Origin of the sequence: Enterobacter cloacae complex sp. I3 (assembly GCF_014896175.1) — a bacterium.
Lineage (GTDB): Bacteria > Pseudomonadota > Gammaproteobacteria > Enterobacterales > Enterobacteriaceae > Enterobacter > Enterobacter bugandensis.
This window is the reverse complement of sequence record NZ_JADBQZ010000004.1, coordinates 18936-42798: the sequence shown is the minus strand read 5'-3', so window position 1 is coordinate 42798 and position 23863 is coordinate 18936. Positions and strand designations below refer to the sequence as shown.

The following is a 23863-nucleotide window of genomic DNA, read 5'->3' as shown; positions in this document are numbered from 1 at the left end:
TCCGGGTATCTGCCATTTACTGATAAAGGCGTAAGGCTGACTGAAAGGCAGTTTGGCGTTATCATCTACATCGTTTTGAGTTTTATCGCGCCTGAGCGTCATTGTTCGCTCAGTCGTTACTGGGGTAAGTCATGAGGTCCTTAGCCGATTTCGAATTTAATAAAGTGCCGCTTTGCGATGGCATGATCCTGATTTCTGAGATGATACGCGACGATTTTACGTCGCAGTACGTCTACGATGAGCTGGAGAATCTGGTCAGCCTGGCGCGTGAAGAGATCAATCAGGCGCGCCCGCAGGACTGGCAATTAGAGAAGCTTCTGGAGCTTTTCTACGGCGAATGGGGTTTCTGCGACACGCGTGGCGTGTATCGCCTGTCTGACGCATTATGGCTGGACCAGGTCTTAAAAAATCGTCAGGGCAGCGCCGTTGCGCTGGGCTCTATTTTGCTGTGGGTTGCGCACCGCCTGGATATTCCGCTGGTGCCGGTTATTTTCCCGACGCAGATGATCCTGCGTGCGGAGTGGCTGGACGGTGAGATGTGGCTCATTAATCCGTTTAACGGCGATACGCTGGATGAGCATACGCTGGACGTCTGGCTGAAGGGCAACATCAGCCCGGTGGCCGAGCTCTTTAACGAAGATCTCGACGAAGCCGACAACGCCGAAGTCATTCGCAAGCTGCTGGATACGCTGAAGTCAGCACTGATGGAAGAGCGTCAGATGGAGCTGGCCTTGCGTGCCAGTGAAGTACTGCTGCAGTTTAATCCGGAAGATCCGTACGAAATTCGCGACCGCGGGCTTATCTATGCCCAGCTCGACTGCGAGCACGTGGCGCTGAACGATCTGAGCTATTTCGTCGAGCAGTGCCCGGAAGATCCGATTAGCGAAATGATTCGCGCGCAGATCAACGCGATTTCGCACAAACAAATTACACTGCATTAATCTTAATTCCGATTCACACCTGAATAAGGCGATCCTATGAAACAAAAAGTGGTTAGCATTGGTGATATCAAGGTAGCAAACGACCTGCCGTTCGTGCTGTTTGGCGGTATGAACGTGCTGGAGTCCCGCGATCTCGCCATGCGTATCTGCGAGCACTACGTGACCGTGACCCAGAAGCTGGGCATTCCGTACGTGTTTAAAGCCTCTTTTGACAAAGCCAACCGCTCCTCCATCAACTCTTACCGTGGCCCTGGCCTGGAAGAGGGGATGAAAATTTTCCAGGAGCTGAAGCAGACGTTTGGCGTGAAAGTGATCACCGACGTGCATGAGTCCTGGCAGGCGCAGCCTGTGGCAGACGTGGTAGACGTAATCCAGCTTCCGGCGTTCCTGGCGCGTCAGACCGACCTGGTTGCCGCGATGGCGAAAACCGGTGCCGTGATCAACGTGAAAAAACCGCAGTTCGTGAGCCCTGGCCAGATGGGTAACATCGTTGATAAGTTTATCGAAGGCGGTAACGACAAGATTATTCTGTGCGACCGTGGCGCTAACTTTGGTTACGACAACCTGGTTGTGGACATGCTGGGCTTCAGCGTGATGAAGAACGTCTCTAACCAGTCGCCGGTGATCTTTGACGTGACCCACGCGCTGCAGTGCCGCGACCCGTTTGGTGCAGCCTCTGGCGGCCGTCGTGCTCAGGTGACCGAGCTGGCGCGCGCCGGTATGGCGACCGGCCTGGCAGGTCTGTTCATTGAAGCGCACCCGGATCCGGCTAACGCGAAATGCGATGGCCCATCCGCGCTGCCTCTGGATAAGCTGGAGCCGTTCCTGAAGCAGATCAAAGCGATTGACGATCTGGTGAAAAGCTTCGACGAGCTGGATACCAGCAACTAATAAAAAAACCCGCTTCGGCGGGTTTTTTTATGGGACATATTGCCGGGTAAGCGCAGCGCCGCTGGGCAAAAAGACTATGCAAAGATCGTCATCAAATACGCTGCAAACAGCGCCATATGCGCCGCGCCGTTCAGTACATTGGTGCGGCCAGTGGAGAATGAAATCTGGCACAGCAGCAGCGAGGCCACCATCACAATCATCTCCGGTGCGCCCAGCGCAAACTGCAGCTCGTTACCGGTCATAAAGGCGATCAGCGTCACCACCGGTACGGTGAGTGAAATGGTCGCCAGCACGGAGCCGAAGAACAGATTCATCGCACGCTGCACCTGATTGTTCAGCACCGCCTTCAGCGCACCTAAACCCTCAGGGGAGAGGATCAGCAGCGCCACCAGGAAACCGGTAAAGGCCACCGGCGCGTTCAGCTCGGTTAACAGCGTCTCCAGCGGGTTGGCGTTCATCTTGGTGACGGCAATCACCGCAATCAGATGCACGATCAGCCAAACCGTGTGCCACGCGCTGCTGTGGGCCGACGGTTTACCGTGGTGCGGGTCATCGTCGTCGCTGTCGTCTTCATGCTCATACACAAACAGGCTCTGGTGCGTTTTGGTCTGAATGAGCAGGAACACGCCGTACATGGCGGCGGAAATCAGCGCGACCAGCAGCGACTGGCCGGTGGAGAAGTTTGCGCCCGGCAGCGCCATCGGGAAGACCAGCACGATAATTACCAGCGGGAAGAGGGCGATCAGATACTGTTTAATGCCGAAAAGATTCATGTACTGGGTCGCAAATTTGCGTCCGCCCAGTAACAGAGAGAAGCCTACCAGGCCGCCCGTCACAATCATAATGATGGAGTAAAGCGTATCGCGCATCAGGGTCGGGGCGGCATCGCCGGTTGCCATCAACGCGGAAATCAGGCTGACTTCGAGAATAACGACGGAAAGGCTGAGAATTAAAGAGCCGTAAGGCTCGCCCAGGCGGTGGGCTAATACGTCCGCATGGCGAACGACGCTAAACGCGCTGGTTAAGATACCGACCAGGGCAAGAATATTGATACCAACCACCACTGGCAGTGACTGGCTGCTTCCCCAGAAGAGCAGCACAGCCAGTGCCAGAACCGGGAAAATGAGAGACGTCTCCTTGTGGCGGGTCTTTACCGCCTCGTGTGTTGCTGTCATGTGCTTCTCCATCAATGCAGGTGCTTGTAATTATAGATAGATTTTAAGGGCATTAAATTAACAGAAATCTGTTAAATAACCTTTATTTTTTACTTAATTTTACCCTTTGTTATGGTTTTCATGTTTAATGCCTATAATAAGATATTTCTTTTAAATATATATTTAATAACAATGAATTATGAAATTCATCCGTTCATTGTTTATGACCGGCTGGCACACCGGCGTATCGTCGTCCACACTTAACTCTTTAGGCAAAAGAGAGGTTAGTGATGCCATATAAAACGAAACGCGAATTACCCGATAACGTGAAAAACGTCCTGCCCGAACACGCGCAGGATATCTACAAAGAAGCGTTTAACAGCGCCTGGGATCAGTACAAAGATAAAGACGATCGGCGGGATGATGCCAGCCGGGAAGAGACGGCGCACAAGGTCGCCTGGGCCGCAGTAAAACATGACTATGAGAAAGGAGACGATGATAAATGGCATAAGAAGAAATAGCCGTGAAATTATTCGCTGCCTTCATTTTGACTTTTCAGGCGGTTGAACTGCCGTTGTATTGCAACTGGTCCGCTAATTGCTTATCGTAATTTGACTGCTGGCAAAATGACCAGCACAGAATGCCGGGAAGGCGAATTACAGATGTCGCAAGGAAGCATGCAGTGGCGGAGGTAGAAAGTGTTAACGCGTGATTTCTTAATGAAGGCAGATTGTAAGACGGCATTTGGTGCTATTGAGGAATCGCTTCTCTGGTCAGCTGAACAACGTGCGGCGTCGCTCGCTGCCACGCTTGCCTGCCGCCCGGATGATGGCCCGGTATGGATTTTTGGCTACGGTTCACTGATGTGGAACCCGGCTCTCGAATTTGTTGAATCGGCAACCGGCACGCTGCCCGGCTGGCATCGCGCATTTTGCCTGCGCCTGACGGCCGGACGCGGCAGCGCCTGTCAGCCAGGGCGCATGCTTGCACTAAAAAAGGGCGGACGCACTACGGGCGTCGCGTATCGCCTTCCGGATGCCACGCTCGAAGAGGAGCTGACGCTGCTCTGGAAGCGCGAGATGATCACCGGCTGCTATATGCCGAGCTGGTGCAAGCTGGAGCTCGACGACGGGCGCACCGTTAACGCGCTGGTATTTATTATGGATCCGCGCCACCCGCTGTATGAAGCGGACACCCGCACGCAGGTGATTGCCCCGTTAATTGCCGCCGCCAGCGGGCCGCTGGGCACCAACGCGCAATATCTCTTCTCCCTCGATCAGGAGCTGACCCGCCTCGGCATGCAGGACGATTGTCTGAATGAGCTGGTGGTGAAAGTGAAGGCGCTGCTGGAAGGGAACCCGCTCAACAGCACGCTGCGACCGGGTTTTGCCTGAGAATACGCCCGGCGAGCCGGGCGTTTAAATTACGCTGCCACGTAGCTGACCGAATGCTCCAGCGACTGGCTGTGGCTGTCGATCAGCACATCCCACGTGCCGGTATACGGCACGGTAAGCCAGGCCTTGTCATCCTGCACGGTCAGAATATCCGCCTGGGATTGCTTCTGTGCTTTCGCACTCATCAGATGAATACGACAGCGCTCTGAGCAACGCACCACCACCGTATCCCCGCCAAACAGTTTCAAACTTGTTTTCACCAGTGCCATTTTCTACCCCGTCGATTTTGCCCATCCCGAGCGTGATGTTGTTCACAAAATACTCATTGCATAACACCAAAGCGGGGAGCGAGGGATGCTGATTTTGATCAAAAAATGGCATAACGATTAAACAAAAATGACAAAATTCCTGAAACCTTTCAGCTGACGCGCGTTTACCCTGTTTAACGCGCGCCTGAAGAAAATTAAATGCGGAAATGGCCGGCGGTTTCAGCAAGGTCGCCCGCCTGGCTTTGCAATGCGCTGGCGGCCGCGGCGGACTGCACCACCAGCTCGGCATTCTGCTGCACCATTCTGTCGAGATGGGTCACCGCGTGGTTGATCTCGTGAATGCCTTTCATCTGCTCGCTGGTGGCAATCGAGATCTCGCGCATGATGCCGGAGACGCTGCCGATGCTGGAGCGGATCTCATCCATGCTTTCCCCGGCCAGATGCACGTAGCGCGAGCCGGTGGCCACGCTGTCGGTGGTGGAGTCGATAAGCGATTTGATCTCTTTCGCCGCCTGGGCGCTGCGGCTGGCGAGGTTCCGCACTTCACCGGCAACCACGGCGAACCCGCGGCCCTGCTCACCGGCACGCGCCGCCTCGACGGAGGCGTTCAGCGCCAGAATGTTGGTCTGGAAGGCGATGCCGTCGATCACGCTGGTGATATCGCCAATCTTAGCGGACGCCACTTCGATAGACTGCATGGTGCTGATGGCCTGCGAAACCACTTCACCGCCGCGCGCTGCGGCCGCAGAGGCCTTGCTGGCCTGGTCGTTGGCTTCTGCTGCCGATTCATTCGACTGGGTGACAGAGGCGGTGATCTCTTCCACGGCGCTGGCGGTTTCGCGAAGGCTGGACGCCGCCTGCTCGGTACGGCCTGAAAGATCCTGGTTACCTGCCGCAATCTCCTGCGCGGCGTTTTTCACCGAGGCGCTGGCGTCGCGGAGCTGAACCATTACCACCGAGAGCTTATCGCTGAAGGCGTTAAACGCCTGCGCAATTTGCGCCACTTCGTCATCGCCGCTGTCCGGCAGGCGCTGGGACAGATCGTTAGTGCCGTTGGCAATGTTGTGCATCGCGTCGCGAATGTCGGACAGGCGCTTCAGCAGGCGGGCAATCAGGACGTGAACAATGGCGCCGCTCAGGAGTGCGAGGATCACCAGCGAAATCGCCGACGCTTTCAGCAGGGAACGCATGCCGGAGGTGGCATCGCTGCTGTCGAGGGCGACGACCAGGAGCCAGTTCGTGCCCGGCACGGCTGAGGCGATAAAGGTTTTTTCCTCGTCATTCAGCGTTCCGTCGACCGGGTTACCGCTCTTCAGCGCCGCAAGGTCGATGCCTTTGATCGTCTCGGCAAACGGCTTCAGCGTCAGGGCCGGCTCGTTGGCGGCAATCACCGTCCCGTCGCTGTTCAGAAGCAACCCGCTGCTGGCCGGCGTGGGGTGGATCCCGCGCACGTTCGCCACCACGCTATCCATGGCGACATCGCCCGCCACCACCGCTTTCAGAGCGCCATTCTCCTTGACCGGCAGGGCAAACGTGACCACCAGCTTCCCGGTCCCGGCATCAACGTAGGGTGCCGTTACCACCGGGCCGTCCGTGCTCACCACCTGTTGATACCAGGGACGAACGGTGGGGTCATAATCCGCCGGGACGCCTGTCGGGTCGGAGAATTTCGCCGTCTTGCTGGCGTAGCCCACGTAAACGTTGGTGAAACCGCCCGCCTGGGCAAGCTGCTTAAACACCGGAACCGGATCGTCAGCCAGCGCGATGCTCTGCGCGGAGGAAATCACCGTCATTTTGCTTTTGACCCAGTCGGCAATCGCCATGTTGTGGCTGGCGCGGGTGCTGGTCAGAATATCGCGCTGGGAGTGCTGGTTATCCTGGCGCGTGACCTGGAAGTTAATTACGGTATTGAGAAGAAGGGCGACGACGAGGCAGCCTGTCGTCGCGGCGATAATGCGTGCGCGAATGGATCTGAACATAAGTGAAATACCTGCTGTGTTGTTTCCATGCCTATCGGCAACCCCGCAGGTAAACTTGATGCTGAAACCGCGTCCATAAGAAAATAATATTTTTACGAGTTTATTATTAAAAAGTTAATACTTTATCCGCGGTCAGCGTCCATCCGGCCAGTTCAACCAGCGTACCGATTTCTACGCCCTCGATCAGCGGCAGCCCGGTAACGCCCCGCCCGTCGGTGCAGGTCTTACAGAGTTTTACCGGCACGTCCTGCGCGGTCAGGATCTCCAGCATCTGCTGAATGTTGTAGCCTTCCGCCGGTTTTTGACCCTTCAGCCCGGCGGTGACGGCGTCGGACATTAAAAATATCCGCAGTACCAGGTCGCTCTCTTTTTCGCGTAGCGCGATCGCCAGGCGCAGGCTGTTGAAAAGGGATTCGCTGCCGTAGGCCGCACCGTTGGCGACGATCACAATCTTCTGCATGTTGACTCCTGTTCTTATAAAGGCACGAATATTGCTTAATTTCCCCGGAGTTTCGCTGTCCGGGAGAGTAAGCATGACATTAATGGCCGGCATTTCGCCAGGTGCAACCGAATGGCTCCAGCGCGCAAGGCGGATGCGCCGGGAGCAGCTCAGCAGGCTGGCGCAGCTGAACGTGCTGGTGCGCGGCATTAGCCAACTGGTGCATATGCTCCAGTGCGAGCGCGGCGCATCTAACGTCTGGCTCTGCTCACAGGGTAAGCTCTATGCGCCTGAATGCAAAGCCAGCCGGGCGCTGGTGGACGAAAACCTTGCTGCACTGAACGCCATTCTTGGAAAACAGTCCGCCTTTCCGGGAAGCGCCGTTTGCGAACGTATCGGCAATGCGCTGCTCACGCTGGAGACGCTTCCCGCGCTGCGCGACGGTGTAAATCGGCAAACGCTGACGGCTCCGCAGGCAATGGAGCACTACTCCCGCATGCTGCGCCACCTGCTCAGTATCGTACCGCAGCTTAATGACAGCATTGACGACCCGCAAATCGCGGGCCGTTTCGTCGCGCTATATAGCCTGATGCAGGGGAAAGAGCTGGCGGGACAAGAGCGGGCCCTGGGGGCAATTGGCTTCACGCAGGGCTTTTTCGATGATGTGACCCGCCAGCGGCTGGTTGACCGCATTGACGGGCAGCAGGCCTGTTTTGAGATCTTTCTCTCCCACAGCCAGGCCGACGTGCAGACTTCGTTCTCCCTTAATTGTCAGCCCGATCGTGAGACGGAGCAGCTCCGGCGCGTGGCCTGTACCCGCCAGCCTGCTGCAGACAATGGCCATACCGCACTCGTCTGGTTTGCGCTGCAAACGGCGCGGCTGGAGCATTTGCGCGCGCTGGAGGAGACGATCATCGCCGATCTGATGGTCGCGGTGGATGAGCGTATTCAGCGCGACGAGGCATACCCGCTTCCCGGGGATGAACAGGATGATCCGCTGGCGCACTACCCGGATAAACCGCTGCTGACCCTGGTTCGCCAGCAGGCACGAGAGATAGAGCAGCTTTCCCGCCAGCTCGCGTCGCTGCGCGATACGCTTGAGGAGCGCAAAACCATTGATAAAGCCAAAAGCGTGCTGATGACCCACCAGAACATGAGTGAAGAACAGGCCTGGACAACGCTGCGCAAAATGGCGATGGACAAGAACCAGCGCATGGTCGATATCGCCCGCGCGCTGCTTACGGTGAAGAGCGTCTGGCAGGTAACACCAAAGGAGTAGCTGCACAATCAGCGGGCATTTTATGCCTGATTGAGGTGCGCGAACGCGGGCAAAACCCGGTTTTCGGCCCTGAAAGAGGGTCTTTAAACCTGGCACTGGCTTTGCATTATTTAATTAACCATTTTTGACGGTGCGCCAACGGCGGTGCATTTGTCTTCGGGATAAAGGCGTCCAGCGGTGCTTCGGCACGGCGGGCGCTTTTTTTTGGCTTTTTTTCGGGAGCGGTTATGGCGGATTTGTCGAGACGGCGATTTTTGCAGGCCAGCATGCTGGCGAGTGGTGCAGTGCTGTTACCGGGTGTTATGCAGGCTGCCTGGGCGGCTGGCTCAGATAAACCGGAACAGGAGACGGTGCGAGTCGGGTTTATCCCGCTGACCGACTGCGCGCCGGTGGTTATCGCAGCGTTAAAAGGCTTTGATAAAAAATACGGTATCACCATCGTTCCCACCAAAGAGGCGAGCTGGGCGGCGGTGCGCGACAAGCTGGTGGCGGGAGAACTGGACGCCGCACACATTCTTTACGGTCTGCTGTACGGGCTGGAGCTGGGCATCGCCGGCAAGCCGCAGCAGATGGCGAACCTGATGACGCTCAATCAGAACGGCCAGGCCATCACGCTTTCAAGCGATCTGGCGGAGAAGGGCGTTCGCGATCTCGACGGGCTGAAAACGCTGATCGGGCAGCAGGCGCCGGGAACCTACACCTTCGCGCACACCTTCCCGACCGGGACGCATGCCATGTGGCTTTACTACTGGCTGGCCAGCGCGGGCATTAACCCTTTTGACGACGTGCGCACGGTGGTGGTGCCGCCCCCGCAGATGGTGATGAACATGCGCATCGGCAACATGGTGGGCTTCTGCGTCGGCGAGCCGTGGAACGCGCGGGCGATTAACGACCGTATCGGCTTTACCGCCGCCACGTCGCAGTCCATCTGGGCCGATCATCCGGAAAAGATCCTCGGCACGCGTCGCGACTGGGTGGAGAAAAACCCGCACACCGCCCGGGCGCTGGTGAGCGCGGTGCTGGAGGCCGCGCGCTGGATCGAGGCGTCCCCGGAAAACAAACGCGAAACCGCGCAGATCCTCTCCCGCCGGGCGTGGCTCAACTGCAAAGAACAGTATCTCACCGGGCGCATGCTCGGCGAGTACGACAACGGTCTGGGCCAGCGCTGGCAGGACGCGCACCCGATCCGCTTCTTCAACGAGGGGGCTGTGAGCTACCCGTATCTCTCCGACGGCATGTGGTTCTTAACCCAGTTCCGCCGCTGGGGCTTGCTCAAAGCCGCGCCGGACTATGCGGGCATCGCGCAGCGCATCAACCAGACCTCGGTCTGGCAGGATGCCGCCACCGCCGTCGGCGGCATGTCCACGCCGTCATCACCGTTCCGCAGCAGCACGCTGATGGACGGCACCGTCTGGAACGGCACCGATCCGGAAGGGTACGCCAGCCGTTTCGCCATTCACCGTAAAGGGGCCTGATTATGCCGCATCTGCAAAACACGAAACCACAAGAGACGCCAGAGAGCGGGGAAGTGATTGTCCTGCCTCCGGTACAGGTTCGCCGCCGTCCGCCCGCGTTAGCGCGCCGGATGAACGACTTTTTCCAACGCGTTATTCCGGCGCTGCTCGGCCTCGGGCTGCTGGTGGTGCTCTGGCAACTGGCGGCGATAAACAGCAAAGGCTTCCCGACGCCGCTCAGCACGCTTGATTCTGCCATTACCCTGTTTGCCGACCCGTTTTATCGCGACGGGCCTAACGATATGGGAATTGGCTGGAACGTGCTTGCTTCACTGCAGCGCGTCGCCATCGGCTTTGGCCTGGCAGCGCTGGCGGGTATTCCGCTGGGCTTTTTGATTGGCCGCTTCACCTTTTTCTCGCGCATGTTCAACCCGCTGATTGCGCTTCTGCGCCCGGTCAGCCCGCTCGCCTGGCTGCCCATCGGCCTGCTGCTGTTCCAGAAAGCGGAGCCCGCGTCGAGCTGGACCATTTTCATCTGCTCTATCTGGCCGATGGTGATCAACACCGCCGAAGGAGTGCGCCGCATTCCGCAGGACTACCTCAACGTCGCCCGCGTATTGCAGCTTTCCGAGTGGACGATCATGCGCCGCATACTCTTCCCGGCTGTGCTACCCGCCGTGCTGACCGGGGTGCGCCTCTCCATCGGCATCGCCTGGCTGGTGATTGTCGCCGCCGAGATGCTGACCGGGGGGCTGGGTATCGGCTTCTGGATCTGGAACGAGTGGAACAACCTCAACGTCGAAAACATTCTGATCGCCATCGTCATCATCGGCGTGGTCGGGTTGCTGCTGGAGCAGGGGCTGATGCTGATCGCCCGTCGCTTTAGCTGGCAGGAAAAATAAGGAGCGAACATGAAACCATTAATTCAGGTCCAGGCCGTGAGCCAGCGTTTTTCCACCGCCAGCGGCGAGTTTCTGGCGCTGCAGAACGTCTCTTTTGATATCCACGAGGGCGAAACCGTGAGTCTTATCGGCCACTCCGGCTGCGGCAAGTCGACGCTGCTTAACCTTATCGCCGGGATCGCGCTGCCGACGGAAGGCGGGCTGATTTGCGACAACCGCGAAATCGCCGGGCCGGGGCCCGAGCGCGCGGTGGTGTTCCAGAACCATTCGCTGCTGCCGTGGCTGACCTGCTTCGACAACGTGGCGCTGGCGGTGGATCAGGTGTTCCGTCACACCATGAGCAAGGCCGAGCGCAAAGAGTGGATCGAGCACAACCTCGACCGCGTGCAGATGGGACACGCGCTGCACAAGCGTCCGGGGGAGATCTCCGGCGGCATGAAGCAGCGCGTCGGGATTGCCCGCGCGCTGGCGATGAAGCCGAAAGTATTGCTGATGGATGAGCCGTTCGGCGCGCTGGATGCGCTGACGCGCGCCCATCTGCAGGACTCGGTGATGCAGATCCAGCAGGCGCTGAACACCACCATCGTGCTCATTACCCACGACGTGGACGAGGCGGTGCTGCTCTCCGATCGCGTGCTGATGATGACCAACGGCCCGGCGGCCACCGTCGGGGAGATCCTGCGCGTTGACCTGCCGCGCCCGCGCAACCGGGTGCAGCTGGCGGACGACAGCCGCTATCACCACATGCGCCAGCAGATCCTCCATTTCCTCTACGAAAAACAGCCGAAAGCGGCGTAACGAGGGGGCGTTGATGCGACTGGTCATTATCGGGAATGGCATGGCGGCAACCCGGCTGATTGCTTCGCTCACCGGGCGAGCTTCCGGTCGGTTCGCTATCACCGTCATCGGTGACGAGCCGGAGCATGCCTATAACCGCATCCAGCTTTCGCCGGTGCTGGGGGGTGAAAAAACGGCTGCGGGCATCTGCCTTCAGGATGACCAATGGTACCGGGAGCGCGGCGTGACGGTGCTGCGGGGCGAAAAGGCACTCGCCGTGAACGTGGACGCGGGGGAAGTGCAAACCACCGCCCGCACGCTGGGCTGGGATGCGCTGGTATTTGCCACCGGGTCAACGCCGTTTGTGCCGCCGATTCCTGGGGGCGATGCGCCGCACGTCTTCACGTTCCGTACCCTGGAGGATATCCGCGCCATTCAGGCGATAGCCGGTCCGGCGGTGGTGCTGGGGGGCGGCGTGCTCGGCGTAGAGACGGCGGCAGCGCTGGCTCGTTCAGGTGACAACGTCACGCTCGTTCATCGCGGCCCGTGGCTGATGGAGCAGCAGCTGGACCAGCAGGCGGGCGTACTGCTTGAAGAGGCGCTGGCGGCGCGGGGCGTGCGCTCTGAACTCGCCTCCGGCATCGCGGCGATTAACGGGAATAGCGTGACGCTGCTCAACGGACGCCGCGTCGCCGCCGCGCGCGTGGTGCTGGCGACAGGCGTGCAGCCCAACGTCGCACTGGCGCAGGCCAGCGGTGTTCGCTGCGCGCGCGGCATCGTGGTGGATAGCCAGATGCGGACCTCCGCACCGGACGTCTACGCCATTGGCGAGTGCTGCGAAATTGACGGCCAGACCTTTGGCCTGGTCGCCCCCTGTATGACGCAGGCGGATATTCTCGCCGCGCGGCTGGCGGGTGACACAGCCGCGCCGTTTGCACTCACCGACAACGGCGTGCGCCTCAAGGTGACCGGCGTGGAGCTGTTCAGCCTCGGGCGCACGGCGGTGCAGGAGGATGATGTGGTCTGGAGTTCCTGGGATCCGCTAACCCTTCACTATCGTCGGTTACTGATCCATCAGGGTGCGCTGGCTGGCGTGCTGCTGATGGGCGACTGCCGCAGCGCGGCAACATTTACCGATTTACTGGCAACGGCTGCGCCCGCACGCGCGGACTGGCTGTTCGATCGTTTCACTACGCAACCGCAGGTTGCAGGACAGAATGCTATGACAAAACCTACTCTGGTGGTGGTTGGGCACGGTATGGTCGGCCATCATTTTCTCGAAGACTGCGTTAACCGCAATCTGCATCAGCAGTATCAGATCGTTGTCTTTGGTGAGGAGTGCTATGCCGCCTATGACCGCGTGCATCTGTCGGAATACTTTGGCGGCCGAAGCGCGGCGTCGCTCTCGCTGGTGGAGGGGGAATTCTTTGCCGATAACGGCATTGAGCTGCGCCTCTCGCAGCAGATCGTCGCTATCGATCGCGACGCGCGCGTGGTGCGTACCGCCAGCGGGCATGAGACCCACTGGGACAAGCTGGTGCTGGCGACCGGCTCATACCCGTTCGTACCGCCGGTACCGGGCAACGATCTGCCGGGCTGCTTTGTCTACCGCACCCTTGACGACCTGGACAACATAGCGGCCCACGCGGCGGGCTCGCGTCGTGGCGTGGTGATTGGCGGCGGCCTGCTCGGGCTGGAGGCGGCGAATGCCCTCAAGCAACTCGGGCTGGAAACGCACGTGGTGGAGTTTGCGCCCAATCTGATGGCGGTGCAGCTTGATAATGACGGTGCGGCGATGCTGCGCAGGAAAATCGAGGCGCTGGGCGTTGGCGTTCACACCAGTAAAGCCACCACGGAAATTGCTGCGACGGACGACGGGCTGGTGCTGCGCTTCGCCGACGGTGAACAGCTGGAAACGGACATGGTGGTCTTCTCTGCCGGTATTCGTCCTCAGGACGCGCTGGCGCGCAGCAGCGGGCTGGCTGTCGGCGAGCGCGGCGGGATCTGCATTGATGACGCCTGCCGGACCTCCGATTCGAACGTGCTTGCCATCGGTGAATGCGCCCTGTGGGAGGGGAAAATCTTTGGCCTTGTGGCGCCGGGCTACCAGATGGCGCGCGTCGCCGCCGCCGCGCTCGCGGGCGAAGATAAAACCTTCACCGGGGCAGATATGAGCACTAAGCTCAAGCTGCTCGGCGTGGACGTGGCGTCGTTTGGCGATGCTCACGGGCGCACGCCGGGGGCGCTAAGCTACCAGTGGACGCACGGCCCGCAGCAAATCTACAAGAAAATCGTGGTCAGCCACGACGGAAAAACGCTGCTCGGCGGCGTGCTGGTGGGCGATGCCAGCGAATACGCCACGCTGGTGCAGATGATGCTTAACGGCATCAGCCTGCCGAAAGAGCCGGAAACGCTGATACTACCCACGTTGTCAGGCAGCGCGCCAAAAGCGCTGGGCGTGGCGGCGCTGCCGGAAAGCGCGCAGATCTGTTCGTGTCATAACGTCAGCAAAGGCGATATCTGCCGGGCGGTGAGCGCGGGCGCAGCGGATATCGGCGCCGTTAAGCAGTGCACCAAAGCGGCGACCGGCTGCGGGGGCTGCAGCGCGCTGGTGAAGCAGGTGATGGAGTTCCAGCTTGCCGAGCAGGGCGTGGAGGTGAAAAAGGACATCTGCGAACACTTCCCGTACTCGCGCCAGGAAATTTATCACCTGGTGCGAGTCAACCATATCCGCACCTTTGAGCAGCTCATCAGCCGCTACGGTCAGGGGCACGGGTGCGAAATATGTAAGCCGCTGGTGGGGTCAGTGCTGGCCTCCTGCTGGAACGAATACCTGCTGAAGCCGGCGCATCTGCCATTGCAGGATACCAACGACCGCTACTTCGCCAATATCCAGAAGGACGGGACGTATTCCATCGTGCCGCGCATGCCCGCAGGAGAAGTGACCGCCGACGGGCTGATCGCCATCGGCCAGATTGCGAAACGCTACGGCCTGTACAGCAAAATCACCGGCGGGCAGCGTATCGACCTGTTTGGCGCCACCCTGGAACAGCTGCCGGAGATCTGGCAGGCGCTGGTGGAGGCCGGGTTTGAAACCGGGCACGCTTACGGGAAATCCCTGCGCACGGTGAAATCCTGCGTCGGGTCGACCTGGTGCCGCTACGGCGTGCAGGATTCCACTGGTCTCGCGGTCAGGCTGGAGCACCGCTACAAGGGCCTGCGCGCCCCGCACAAAATCAAAATGGCCGTTTCCGGCTGCACCCGCGAGTGCGCGGAGGCGCAGAGCAAGGACGTGGGGGTAATTGCCACGGACAAAGGCTGGAACCTCTATCTGTGCGGCAACGGCGGGATGAAGCCTCGCCATGCGGATCTCTTCGCCAGCGATCTGGATGACGAAACGCTGATCCGCACCGTCGACCGTTTCCTGATGTTCTACATCCGCACGGCGGATCGCCTGCAGCGCACCAGCACCTGGATGGACAACCTGGAGGGCGGCCTCGACTATCTGCGTGAGGTGATCCTCAACGACAGTCTCGGCATCGCCCACGAGCTGGAGCAGGAGATGGTCCGGGTAGTAGAGACGTACCAGTGCGAATGGCAAACCACGCTCAACGATCCTGACCGTCTGGCGCTGTTCCGCACCGCGGTGAACGTCGCGCCGTCGGACGAAAGCAAGCGCTGGCAGGAAATCTGCGGCATTGACGATATCCCGGAGCAGGCGGGCATTGGCGCGCGTCTTGGCCGTAAACCGATCGCGCTGTTCCGCTTTGGCACGTCCGTTTATGCCCTGGACGACCTGGAGCCGGGCAGCCGCGCGAACGTGCTGTCACGCGGCATCCTCGGCGATGCGGCGGGCGAACCGGTGGTTATTTCTCCGCTCTACAAGCAGCGCATTCGCCTGCGCGACGGCTGTCAGGTGGAGAGTGGCGAACCCGCTGTGCGCGCCTGGCCGGTCAAAATTGAAAATGGCAAGGTGTGGGTCGGCAACGAAGAGCTGGTGATGCGCGCGGAGGCCTCATGACGGAAACCAGGACAACGTGCCCCTACTGCGGTGTCGGCTGCGGCGTGATCGCCAGCGTGGAGGATGGAGCGGTCAGCGTTCGGGGGGACGACACCCACCCTGCAAACTTTGGCCGCCTGTGCGTGAAAGGATCGGCCCTGGGGGAGACGACGGGCTTGCAGGGGCGATTGCTGTACCCCGTTGTCGATGGACTTGAGATGGACTGGTCCCAGGCGCTGAACGCGGCGGGCGAGCGACTGCGGGAGATCATCGACACATGGGGGCCACGGGCGGTGGCGTTTTACGCCTCCGGCCAGCTGTTAACCGAGGACTACTATGCCGCCAACAAGCTGATGAAAGGGTTTATCGGCGCGGCGAATATCGATACCAACTCCCGGCTCTGCATGTCCTCGGCGGTGGTGGGCTACAGGCGCGCCTTTGGCGAAGACGTGGTGCCGTGCAGCTACGAGGATGTGGAAAACAGCGATCTGGTGGTGCTGGCCGGCTCGAACGCGGCCTGGACGCATCCGGTGCTCTATCAGCGTCTGGTGCAGGCAAAGCACAACAACCCGCAGATGAAGGTGGTGGTGATTGACCCGCGTAAAACCGCTACCTGCGATATTGCCGACCTGCATCTGGCGCTTAAACCCGGCAGCGACGCCGGGCTGTTTGTGGGATTGCTCAATCTGATCCAGGGCACCGATGAGTGGCCGATTGCCCGCGTGGCGGCGTTTTGCGACCTTCCGGCAGAGGATATTGGTACCTTTTACGACTGGTTTGTTACCGTGCCTCGCGCCATTACGCTCTACACCATGGGGATCAACCAGTCCTCCAGCGGCAGCGACAAGTGCAGCGCCATCATTAACGTGCATCTTGCCAGCGGGAAGTTCAACCGTCCGGGCTGCGGCCCATTTTCGCTGACCGGACAGCCAAACGCCATGGGCGGCCGCGAAGTAGGCGGGCTGGCGAACCAGCTGGCGGCGCATATGAGTTTCGAGCCGGACGATCTTTCGCGGGTGGCGCGTTTCTGGGGAACGGAACGGCTGGCGCAGACGCCGGGGCTGATGGCGGTGGAACTGTTTGACGCCATCGCCCGCGGCGAGGTGAAGGCGGTGTGGATCATGGGCACCAATCCTGCCGTGTCGCTGCCGGACAGCCACGCGGTGTGTCAGGCGCTGGCGGCCTGTCCGCTGGTGATTGTCTCTGAGGTGATGAAAGATACCGACACCAGCCGGTTCGCCCATATCCGTTTTCCGGCGCTGGGTTGGGGGGAGAAGGACGGCACGGTGACCAATTCCGAGCGGCGCATTTCGCGCCAGCGCGCGTTTCTGCCCGCGCCGGGTGAGGCGAAGCCGGACTGGTGGATCGTGGCTCAGATTGCAAAACGGCTGGGCTACGGCGAGGCCTTTGCCTGGCAACATCCGCAGGAGATTTTTTGCGAACATGCGGCGCTGACGGCGTTTGAAAATGACGGCGCGCGGGCGTTGAACCTTCAGGAACTGGCGGGGTTAACCCGTGAAGCGTGGGAGACGCTTGAACCGTACCAGTGGCCGACGGGGAATTTACCGCGCCGAAACGTAGTGCCTGTCGATCCGCTGCCGCATGGCGCGACGGCTACCGCGCTATACCCGGCGATCCTCAACACTGGCCGTATCCGCGACCAGTGGCACACCATGACCCGTACGGGATACGTGCCCCGGCTGATGCAGCATATCGCGGAGCCGTTTGTTGAGGTCTGCGCCGCAGACGCCATTCGGTTTTCACTGTGCGACGGCCAGCTGGCGCGGATCGGCTCGCCGCGCGGCGTGATGGTGGCCAGAGTACGAATCAACGACGGAATACGGGAAGGCGAAGCGTTTGCCCCGATGCACTGGAACGCTGAGTTTGCCCGCCAGGGAAAGGTTAACGCGCTGGTGGAAGGGCGCGTCGATTCGGCTTCCGGGCAGCCGGAGAGTAAGCAAACCGCCGTCAGAATCATGCCCTGGCAGCCCGCCTGGCAGGGGGAGCTCTATGCCCGGGAATGGCCGGAAATCCCCTCTTCGGTTCACTGGTGGCGTAAAGCCCCGCGAATGACGATAGCGGGTGAAAAGCCGCTGCTGTCGTGGGTCATGGACTATGCCAGCGGCCGGGGCTGGCAGCTGCAGGTTGCGCAAACCGGGGAACGCAGCAGCGTACTGGCCTGGCATAACGGCCATCTGATGCTGGGTTTTTGGGAAGGCACCGCCTTGCCCGATCTGGCGCACCCGGTGATAGAAGCCGCTTTTCAGTCACCACCCTCGACACCCGCTGAGCGCCATGCGCTGCTGAACGGGCAGGGCGTGGGGAAGGTTACAGATCCGGGGCGCATCATCTGCAGCTGTTTCAGCGTTGGAGAAAACGCGATACGGGAGGCGATTGCCGGAGGCTGCGGTTCCGTTACCGCGCTGGGGGCGACGCTACGGTGCGGCACGAACTGCGGTTCGTGCGTGCCTGAGCTCAAAACAATGTTTCAGGAAATTCCGGAAAATTCCCCGTAAAGCTGCAAAGAGGGAGAAATCACGTTAAGGTACCTGGTGTTCTTACGTAAGCACCGGGTAATTCTTACGACATTGATGACTGTTTCTCCCCCTTTCCGAACGCTGGTTTTACTCTCCCTTGTTACTGCCGGAGCCGTTCACGGTGCGCCGAATTCCTTTATCCAGCAGGCACAAAATCCCTTTGATAATAACGGGGATAATCTCCCCGATCTCGGTATGGCAGCCCCCACCGGGGAGGGGGAAAAGCATCTCGCCGAAATGGCGAAAGCCTTTGGTGAAGCCAGTATGACCGACAACGGCCTGACTACGGGCGAGCAGGCGCGGCAGTTTGCCTTTGGTCAGGTACGCGACGCGGTGAGCGGCGAGGTGAACCAGCAGATTGAATCCTTGCTGTCGCCCTGGGGGAATGCCAGCGTCAATTTGCTGGTGGATAACGACGGGAAATTCAACGGCAGCAGCGGGAGCTGGTTTATTCCCTGGAACGATAACAACCGTTACCTGAGCTGGAGCCAGCTCGGCCTGACGCAGCAGACGGATGGCCTGGTCAGTAACGCCGGAATCGGCCAGCGCTGGGTGGCCGGAAAATGGCTGCTGGGCTACAACACCTTTTACGACAACCTGCTGGATGAGAACCTGCAGCGTGCCGGGCTGGGTGCGGAGGTGTGGGGAGAAAATCTGCACCTGTCGGCTAACTATTATCAGCCTTTTGCCGGCTGGCGCGACAGCTCTGACGTCCTGGAGCAGCGCATGGCGCGGGGATATGACGTGACCGCCAAAGCCTGGCTGCCGTGGTTTCATCACCTGAACACCAGCGTCAGCTTTGAGCAATATTTTGGCGACAACGTTGACCTCTTCAACAGCGGAACCGGGTATCACAACCCGGTGGCGGTCAATCTCGGGCTTAACTATACCCCCGTGCCGCTGGTGACGCTGACCGCCGGGCATAAGCAGGGCGAAAGCGGAGAGAGCCAGAATAACCTCGGGCTGAAGCTCAACTATCGCTTCGGCGTGCCGCTGGTTAAGCAGCTCTCCGCCGGAGAGGTCGCGGCCACGCGATCCCTGCGCGGAAGCCGCTATGACTCGCCGGAGCGTAACAGCCTGCCGGTGATGGAGTTCCGCCAGCGAAAAACGCTCTCCGTCTGGCTGGCAACCCCGCCGTGGGATCTCAAAGGGGGCGAAACCGTCATGCTGAAGCTGCAGGTTCGCAGCACTCACGGTATTCGTCAGATCCACTGGCAGGGTGATACCCAGGCATTGAGCCTGACGTCCCCGGGGAAAAGTGACAGCACCGACGGCTGGAGCGTGATCATGCCTGCCTGGAATGACGCTGAAGGGGCGACAAACCGCTGGCATCTCTCGGCGGTGGTGGAAGATGCGAAGGGCCAGCGCGTCTCATCCAATGAGATCACGCTCGCTGTGGTGCAGCCGCTGGTCGCATTACCTGACGACGACCCGCGCTGGAAGCTGCTGCCGGATGAGTAATGCTTAAAAAATACGTTCCTGATGGACCCACACCGCGGCTTCAACGCGGGATTTTAGCTTCATTTTCTTAAGCATATGCTTCACGTGCACTTTAACCGTGCTTTCGGTGATATCCAGGCGGCGGGCGATCATTTTGTTCGGCAGGCCCTGGGCAATCAGCTTCAGAATATCGCGTTCGCGCGGCGTTAACTGGCTGACGTCGCGGTCAGAGGTGGCGCGGTTCGCCCGCAGACTGGCGGCCAGCACCGGCGTCAGGGCCTCGCTCAGCACCATCTCGCCTGCGGCGGCCTGCTGCAGCGCCTTGAGCAGGTCTTCCGGCTCCATATCCTTCAGCAGATAGCCATCCGCGCCGCGCTTCAGCGCCGTGACCACATCCTCTTCGTGGTTGGAGACGCTAAAGACTACCACGCGACCGGAAAGGGATTTCTCGCGCAACTTGTCGAGGGTTTCCAGACCGTTCATGCCGGGCATGTTGAGATCGAGCAGGATCAGATCCGGATCGAGGGATTCGGCCAGCTCAATACCCTGTTCACCGTTGCTGGCTTCGCCCACCACGGTAATGTCGGGTGCCATGCTGACCAGCTGTTTTACGCCAGTACGCAGCATCGGATGGTCGTCGATCAACAGGATGGATGCCGGTTCCTGATTAGTCATGGGTTTCTCCTTGAGCAGTTGTAAGCGGTTTTTCGGGAATAAAGGTGACCACAACTTCCGTGCCACCCGTCTCTCTCCGTCGAACCTGGCAATCACCGCGCAGGCTTTGGGCGCGGTCTCGCATAATGATTAAACCATAGTGGTTAGTGCGTTCGGCATTTTCCGGCACGCCGCGACCGTTGTCGTGAACCGTCAGCCTGACCTGATTAGCGTGCTGGCTGACGGTAACCGTAACCGCCGTTGCTTCAGCGTGTTTGAGCACGTTGCTCAGCGCTTCGCGGGCGATCTGCAGCAGATGAATCGCCTGATGGGAAGGGACAAACCGCGGCGGCAGCTGGTAATCCAGCTTCACCGGGAAGCCAAGCCGGGCGCTAAATTCCTGGCAGCTGGATTCCAGCGCCGGGCGCAGCCCCGGCTCGGTCAGCTGCAGGCGGAAGGTGGTCAGCAGCTCGCGCAGCTGTACCCAGGAGGTGTTCAGCTCGTTGCGGATCTGGCTCAGCAGCTGTTTGTTGCTTTCCGGCATTTCCGCGTCCTGCATCTGCAGGCAGCTCACCTGCATTTTCATACAGGAGAGCGACTGGGCGATAGAGTCGTGGAGCTCGCGGGCGATGGTCGCGCGCTCTTCCATGACGATCAGCTGCTGCTGTTTTTCCTGGTGCCTGTCGAGCGCCAGCGTGGCCGTTAGCTGTTCAACCAGAGTGTCCACCAGCTGCTGCTGGTCGTGGCTCAGATGACGTCCGGCTGGCAGGGTGGCCAGCAGAATACCGTACTGGGTGTGGCTGTCCGTCAGCCGCCACTTCAGGGTAGTGCCGCCAGAAGCCTGCAGCGGCAGGCCGCGCGGGCACAGGTGACAGCCTTTATCATCGCAGGACATGTCGGACTGACAGGTAAACTCCTGATGGTTATCTTCATCTTCCACATCGTAAACCCGCAGCTCCAGGTCATGCAGCAGGGTCAGATTTTGCAGGCCGTTCAGCACCGGCGAAAGGCGTTCACATAGCGGCACCTGCATGTGCAGCCGACGGTTGGCTTGCCACAGGAAGGAGAGGATCTCATTTTTCTGCTCCAGCCCGGCGGTTTTTTCCTGCACGCGTTGTTCCAGCACCGCGTAGCTTTCGGAGAGCTCCGCCGACATGGTGTTCAGCGCCTGGCCGAGCATGGCCATCTCGTTGCGGCCGCTGATGTGCGTGCGCTGGGTAAAATCTCTGTTCGTTACGGCGCGCGCCATCGCCAGCAGCTGTTTCCAGGGATTCAGCAGCCGCGCCCGGAGCCAGATAATGGTGAAGATCAGCAGCAGGCCCATAAACAGCGCCATGGCACGGTGTACCATTACCACCCGGTCGATGCGTAATTCGGTGGTTTGGTCGAAAGAGGAGACCAGCGCGTCAATGCGGGAGACGAAACCCGCTACGTCCTGCGCAACGGTTTCGGTGCTGCGCGCCTGTTTGAGACCGGGTTCCAGCTGGGTGTGCCAGTAGCCCTGCAGGGCTTTAAGCTGGGACTGCTGGCCGGCGCGGATGGCGGCGTTTTCCAGTTCGGGGCTGAAGGCCGTGCGCTCCATTTCATCAATTAAGGGCCGATCGTCCTGCGTCAGGGGGACCGACGCCAGCAGACGATAACTCTGCATGCGTAGAGAACCTGCCTCGTTGATGGCATGCGCATTACCCTGTACCCCTTGTACCAGCCAGCCGGAAATCGCCATGCCGGCCACGCCAAGGGCGGTAGACAGCAAAACAATCAGGGCTAGCTGATTGACGAGAGTCAGCGGTGATAAACATCTTTTTAACATAGAGTTGCCGGGCTTCTGACGTGGCCTGCTTGCAGGAATGGCGCTATTCTGGTGCATACCCTGGAGTATACCCATACCAATAAAGGATTACCCCTAAATTGCCAACGGAGTATAGGTGAAGAAGTGGTGGTAGCAAGGAACCTTCAGTGCAGTGAAAAACCACGTCTTTTTTACCGAATTATCCTACTCACTAAGGATAACCCCTTTTTTTGCGCCGCAAATCCCCGCACTTTTCCTTTGATTTATATCAACTTACCGCCGCCCTAAAACCCTAATGTTTGCAGCATCATTCGAGAATCAGAGGTGTCTATGAGTCACTCATCCGCTCCCGAAAGGGAAAATGGTGCCGTTATTACAGACTGGCGTCCAGAGGATCCGGCGTTCTGGCAACAGCGCGGCCATCGTATAGCAAGCCGGAATCTGTGGATTTCCGTTCCGTGTCTGCTTTTAGCGTTTTGCGTATGGATGTTGTTTAGCGCGGTCGCGGTAAACCTGCCGAAAGTAGGGTTTACGTTCACGACCGATCAGCTGTTTATGCTTACCGCATTGCCGTCGCTGTCTGGCGCGCTGCTGCGTGTCCCTTACGCGTTTATGGTCCCGGTATTCGGTGGACGTCGCTGGACGGCGTTCAGTACGGGCATCATGATCGTCCCTTGCGTGTGGCTAGGCTTCGCGGTGCAGGATACCTCCACACCGTTCAGCGTGTTCGTGATTATCTCCCTGCTGTGCGGTTTCGCCGGCGCTAACTTCGCCTCCAGCATGGCGAACATCAGCTTCTTCTTCCCGAAAGCGAAGCAGGGCGGCGCGCTGGGTATTAACGGCGGTCTGGGCAACATGGGCGTAAGCGTGATGCAGTTGATTGCGCCGCTGGCGATCTCTGTTTCTATTTTTGCCGCCTTCGGTGGCGGCGGCGTTGAGCAGGCGGATGGTTCTTCCCTCTACCTGCAGAACGCGGCCTGGATTTGGGTTCCGTTCCTGGTGGTGTTCACCCTCGCTGCGTGGTTCTTTATGAACGATCTGAGCGCGTCGAAAGCATCCCTGAGCGAGCAGCTTCCGGTGCTGAAACGTGGACACCTGTGGGTGATGGCGCTGCTGTATCTGGCTACCTTCGGTTCGTTTATCGGCTTCTCAGCGGGCTTTGCCATGCTGTCGAAAACCCAGTTCCCGGACGTGCAGATCCTGCAATTCGCCTTCTTCGGTCCGTTCATTGGCGCACTGGCGCGTTCGCTGGGCGGCATGATCTCCGACCGTCTGGGCGGGACTCGCGTTACGCTGGTGAACTTTATTGTGATGGCAGTCTTCTGCGCGCTGCTGTTCCTGACGCTGCCTTCTGACGGGCAGGGCGGTAACTTCTTTGCCTTCTTCGGCGTGTTTATGGTGCTGTTCTTGACGGCCGGGTTGGGGAGTGCTTCCACCTTCCAGATGATCTCCGTGATCTTCCGCAAGCTGACGATGGATCGCGTGAAAGCGCAGGGCGGAAGCGAAGAGCAGGCCATGCGTGAAGCGGCGACGGATACGGCTGCGGCCCTGGGCTTTATCTCGGCTATTGGCGCAATTGGCGGCTTCTTTATTCCGAAAGCGTTCGGCATCTCGCTTGACCTGACCGGCTCTCCGGCTGGTGCCATGAAAGTCTTCCTCGTCTTCTATATCGCCTGCGTCGTGATTACGTGGCTGGTATATGGCCGTAATACCAAGAAAAACAAGTAAGTGTGATTATCCGTTAACGCGGCCTTCGGGCCGCGTTTTTTTTCGACTGAATAATAGTTACAACATACTGAAAGCTTTTACAGCAATCATCTGCGGGTAACACCGTGATCGCCATCGCTTTGCAGGGATGTCTACCCCTTAATACCTGAGATGTTAAATTTTGCCGGGGTTATTGTACGATGAATAATAAATATCTTTATAAATCATTTATTTATTCGCTTTAAAAATATACCGCT

18 protein-coding genes and 1 pseudogene are annotated in these 23863 nt (G+C 59.3%); 13 read left to right on the top strand and 6 right to left on the bottom strand.

Going from position 1 to position 23863, the window contains the following annotated elements:
• Positions 1-6: 6 nt before the first annotated feature.
• From IM271_RS20165 to kdsA, 3 genes and pseudogenes are all read left to right on the top strand, one after another.
• Positions 7-90 (top strand): annotated as a pseudogene (locus tag IM271_RS20165) (siroheme synthase); the annotation flags it as partial.
• Positions 91-131: 41 nt separating this feature from the next.
• Positions 132-941: an invasion regulator SirB1 gene (gene sirB1 / locus IM271_RS03835; protein WP_028013460.1), complete on the top strand. Its 810-nt coding sequence runs from the start codon at positions 132-134 to the stop codon at positions 939-941.
• Between the two features lie 36 nt (positions 942-977).
• Positions 978-1832: a 3-deoxy-8-phosphooctulonate synthase gene (gene kdsA, locus IM271_RS03830; RefSeq protein WP_028013459.1), complete on the top strand. Its 855-nt coding sequence runs from the start codon at positions 978-980 to the stop codon at positions 1830-1832.
• A gap of 74 nt (positions 1833-1906) precedes the next feature.
• Here kdsA and chaA read toward each other — a convergent pair whose 3' ends face one another.
• Positions 1907-3007, bottom strand: a complete 1101-nt coding sequence (gene chaA / locus IM271_RS03825; protein WP_193052198.1) for a sodium-potassium/proton antiporter ChaA — start codon at positions 3005-3007, stop codon at positions 1907-1909.
• 269 nt (positions 3008-3276) lie between these two features.
• Between chaA and chaB the strand changes: the two genes are divergently transcribed.
• Complete coding sequence (gene chaB / locus IM271_RS03820; protein WP_014884191.1) at positions 3277-3507, top strand: putative cation transport regulator ChaB; 231 nt, start codon at positions 3277-3279, stop codon at positions 3505-3507.
• Between the two features lie 177 nt (positions 3508-3684).
• Positions 3685-4380, top strand: coding sequence for a gamma-glutamylcyclotransferase (locus tag IM271_RS03815; protein ID WP_193052197.1), 696 nt, complete (start codon positions 3685-3687; stop codon positions 4378-4380).
• Positions 4381-4409: 29 nt separating this feature from the next.
• Here IM271_RS03815 and IM271_RS03810 read toward each other — a convergent pair whose 3' ends face one another.
• The 3 genes from IM271_RS03810 to IM271_RS03800 form a co-directional block, all read right to left on the bottom strand.
• Positions 4410-4649 (bottom strand): DUF1883 domain-containing protein, encoded by a 240-nt coding sequence (locus IM271_RS03810; RefSeq protein ID WP_013096243.1) that lies wholly within the window; start codon positions 4647-4649, stop codon positions 4410-4412.
• A gap of 194 nt (positions 4650-4843) precedes the next feature.
• The gene (locus tag IM271_RS03805) at positions 4844-6628 is read right to left on the bottom strand and encodes a methyl-accepting chemotaxis protein (RefSeq protein ID WP_193052196.1); all 1785 of its coding nucleotides are present in this window, start codon (positions 6626-6628) and stop codon (positions 4844-4846) included.
• A 106-nt stretch (positions 6629-6734) separates the two neighbouring features.
• Positions 6735-7088, bottom strand: coding sequence for a DsrE/DsrF/TusD sulfur relay family protein (locus tag IM271_RS03800; RefSeq protein WP_193052195.1), 354 nt, complete (start codon positions 7086-7088; stop codon positions 6735-6737).
• A 73-nt stretch (positions 7089-7161) separates the two neighbouring features.
• On the opposite strand from IM271_RS03800, the gene nasR reads away from it, so the two are divergent.
• From nasR to IM271_RS03765, 7 genes are all read left to right on the top strand, one after another.
• Positions 7162-8346 carry a nitrate regulatory protein NasR gene (gene nasR / locus IM271_RS03795; protein ID WP_193052194.1) on the top strand — a complete coding sequence of 395 codons (1185 nt, stop codon included), beginning with the start codon at positions 7162-7164 and terminating at the stop codon, positions 8344-8346.
• Between the two features lie 227 nt (positions 8347-8573).
• Complete coding sequence (locus IM271_RS03790) at positions 8574-9821, top strand: CmpA/NrtA family ABC transporter substrate-binding protein (RefSeq protein WP_193052193.1); 1248 nt, start codon at positions 8574-8576, stop codon at positions 9819-9821.
• 2 nt (positions 9822-9823) lie between these two features.
• Positions 9824-10702 (top strand): nitrate ABC transporter permease, encoded by an 879-nt coding sequence (gene ntrB / locus IM271_RS03785; protein WP_028013452.1) that lies wholly within the window; start codon positions 9824-9826, stop codon positions 10700-10702.
• 9 nt (positions 10703-10711) lie between these two features.
• The gene (locus IM271_RS03780; RefSeq protein WP_045630583.1) at positions 10712-11500 is read left to right on the top strand and encodes an ABC transporter ATP-binding protein; all 789 of its coding nucleotides are present in this window, start codon (positions 10712-10714) and stop codon (positions 11498-11500) included.
• Between the two features lie 13 nt (positions 11501-11513).
• A complete protein-coding gene (gene nirB / locus IM271_RS03775) occupies positions 11514-15500 on the top strand; it encodes a nitrite reductase large subunit NirB (protein WP_193052192.1) in 3987 nt (1328 codons plus the stop codon).
• Positions 15497-17995 carry a nitrate reductase gene (locus tag IM271_RS03770; protein WP_193052191.1) on the top strand — a complete coding sequence of 833 codons (2499 nt, stop codon included), beginning with the start codon at positions 15497-15499 and terminating at the stop codon, positions 17993-17995. Before nirB ends, IM271_RS03770 begins: the two co-directional genes overlap by 4 nt.
• A 75-nt stretch (positions 17996-18070) precedes the next feature.
• On the top strand, positions 18071-19477 hold the full coding sequence (locus IM271_RS03765; RefSeq protein ID WP_193052190.1) for a YchO/YchP family invasin: 1407 nt from the start codon (positions 18071-18073) through the stop codon (positions 19475-19477).
• A gap of 3 nt (positions 19478-19480) precedes the next feature.
• On the opposite strand, the gene narL is transcribed toward IM271_RS03765, so the two are convergent.
• Positions 19481-20131: a two-component system response regulator NarL gene (gene narL / locus IM271_RS03760; RefSeq protein WP_003856701.1), complete on the bottom strand. Its 651-nt coding sequence runs from the start codon at positions 20129-20131 to the stop codon at positions 19481-19483.
• Positions 20124-21920 carry a nitrate/nitrite two-component system sensor histidine kinase NarX gene (gene narX, locus IM271_RS03755; RefSeq protein WP_032644884.1) on the bottom strand — a complete coding sequence of 599 codons (1797 nt, stop codon included), beginning with the start codon at positions 21918-21920 and terminating at the stop codon, positions 20124-20126. Before narX ends, narL begins: the two co-directional genes overlap by 8 nt.
• 309 nt (positions 21921-22229) lie before the next feature.
• On the opposite strand from narX, the gene IM271_RS03750 reads away from it, so the two are divergent.
• The gene (locus IM271_RS03750) at positions 22230-23627 is read left to right on the top strand and encodes a NarK family nitrate/nitrite MFS transporter (protein WP_049138187.1); all 1398 of its coding nucleotides are present in this window, start codon (positions 22230-22232) and stop codon (positions 23625-23627) included.
• Positions 23628-23863: the final 236 nt, after the last annotated feature.

Excerpts from the sequence above, each read along its gene's own strand:
- IM271_RS03770 (WP_193052191.1), top strand. The coding sequence starts at position 15,497 with ATGACGGAAACCAGGACAACGTGCCCCTACTGCGGTGTCGGCTGCGGC.
- nirB (WP_193052192.1), top strand. The coding sequence starts at position 11,514 with ATGCGACTGGTCATTATCGGGAATGGCATGGCGGCAACCCGGCTGATT.
- sirB1 (WP_028013460.1), top strand. The coding sequence starts at position 132 with ATGAGGTCCTTAGCCGATTTCGAATTTAATAAAGTGCCGCTTTGCGAT.
- IM271_RS03800 (WP_193052195.1), bottom strand. The coding sequence starts at position 7,088 with ATGCAGAAGATTGTGATCGTCGCCAACGGTGCGGCCTACGGCAGCGAA.
- chaA (WP_193052198.1), bottom strand. The coding sequence starts at position 3,007 with ATGACAGCAACACACGAGGCGGTAAAGACCCGCCACAAGGAGACGTCT.
- nasR (WP_193052194.1), top strand. The coding sequence starts at position 7,162 with ATGACATTAATGGCCGGCATTTCGCCAGGTGCAACCGAATGGCTCCAG.
- IM271_RS03780 (WP_045630583.1), top strand. The coding sequence starts at position 10,712 with ATGAAACCATTAATTCAGGTCCAGGCCGTGAGCCAGCGTTTTTCCACC.
- narX (WP_032644884.1), bottom strand. The coding sequence starts at position 21,920 with ATGTTAAAAAGATGTTTATCACCGCTGACTCTCGTCAATCAGCTAGCC.
- chaB (WP_014884191.1), top strand. The coding sequence starts at position 3,277 with ATGCCATATAAAACGAAACGCGAATTACCCGATAACGTGAAAAACGTC.
- IM271_RS03805 (WP_193052196.1), bottom strand. The coding sequence starts at position 6,628 with ATGTTCAGATCCATTCGCGCACGCATTATCGCCGCGACGACAGGCTGC.
- IM271_RS03810 (WP_013096243.1), bottom strand. The coding sequence starts at position 4,649 with ATGGCACTGGTGAAAACAAGTTTGAAACTGTTTGGCGGGGATACGGTG.
- narL (WP_003856701.1), bottom strand. The coding sequence starts at position 20,131 with ATGACTAATCAGGAACCGGCATCCATCCTGTTGATCGACGACCATCCG.
- IM271_RS03765 (WP_193052190.1), top strand. The coding sequence starts at position 18,071 with ATGACTGTTTCTCCCCCTTTCCGAACGCTGGTTTTACTCTCCCTTGTT.
- IM271_RS03790 (WP_193052193.1), top strand. The coding sequence starts at position 8,574 with ATGGCGGATTTGTCGAGACGGCGATTTTTGCAGGCCAGCATGCTGGCG.
- ntrB (WP_028013452.1), top strand. The coding sequence starts at position 9,824 with ATGCCGCATCTGCAAAACACGAAACCACAAGAGACGCCAGAGAGCGGG.
- kdsA (WP_028013459.1), top strand. The coding sequence starts at position 978 with ATGAAACAAAAAGTGGTTAGCATTGGTGATATCAAGGTAGCAAACGAC.
- IM271_RS03750 (WP_049138187.1), top strand. The coding sequence starts at position 22,230 with ATGAGTCACTCATCCGCTCCCGAAAGGGAAAATGGTGCCGTTATTACA.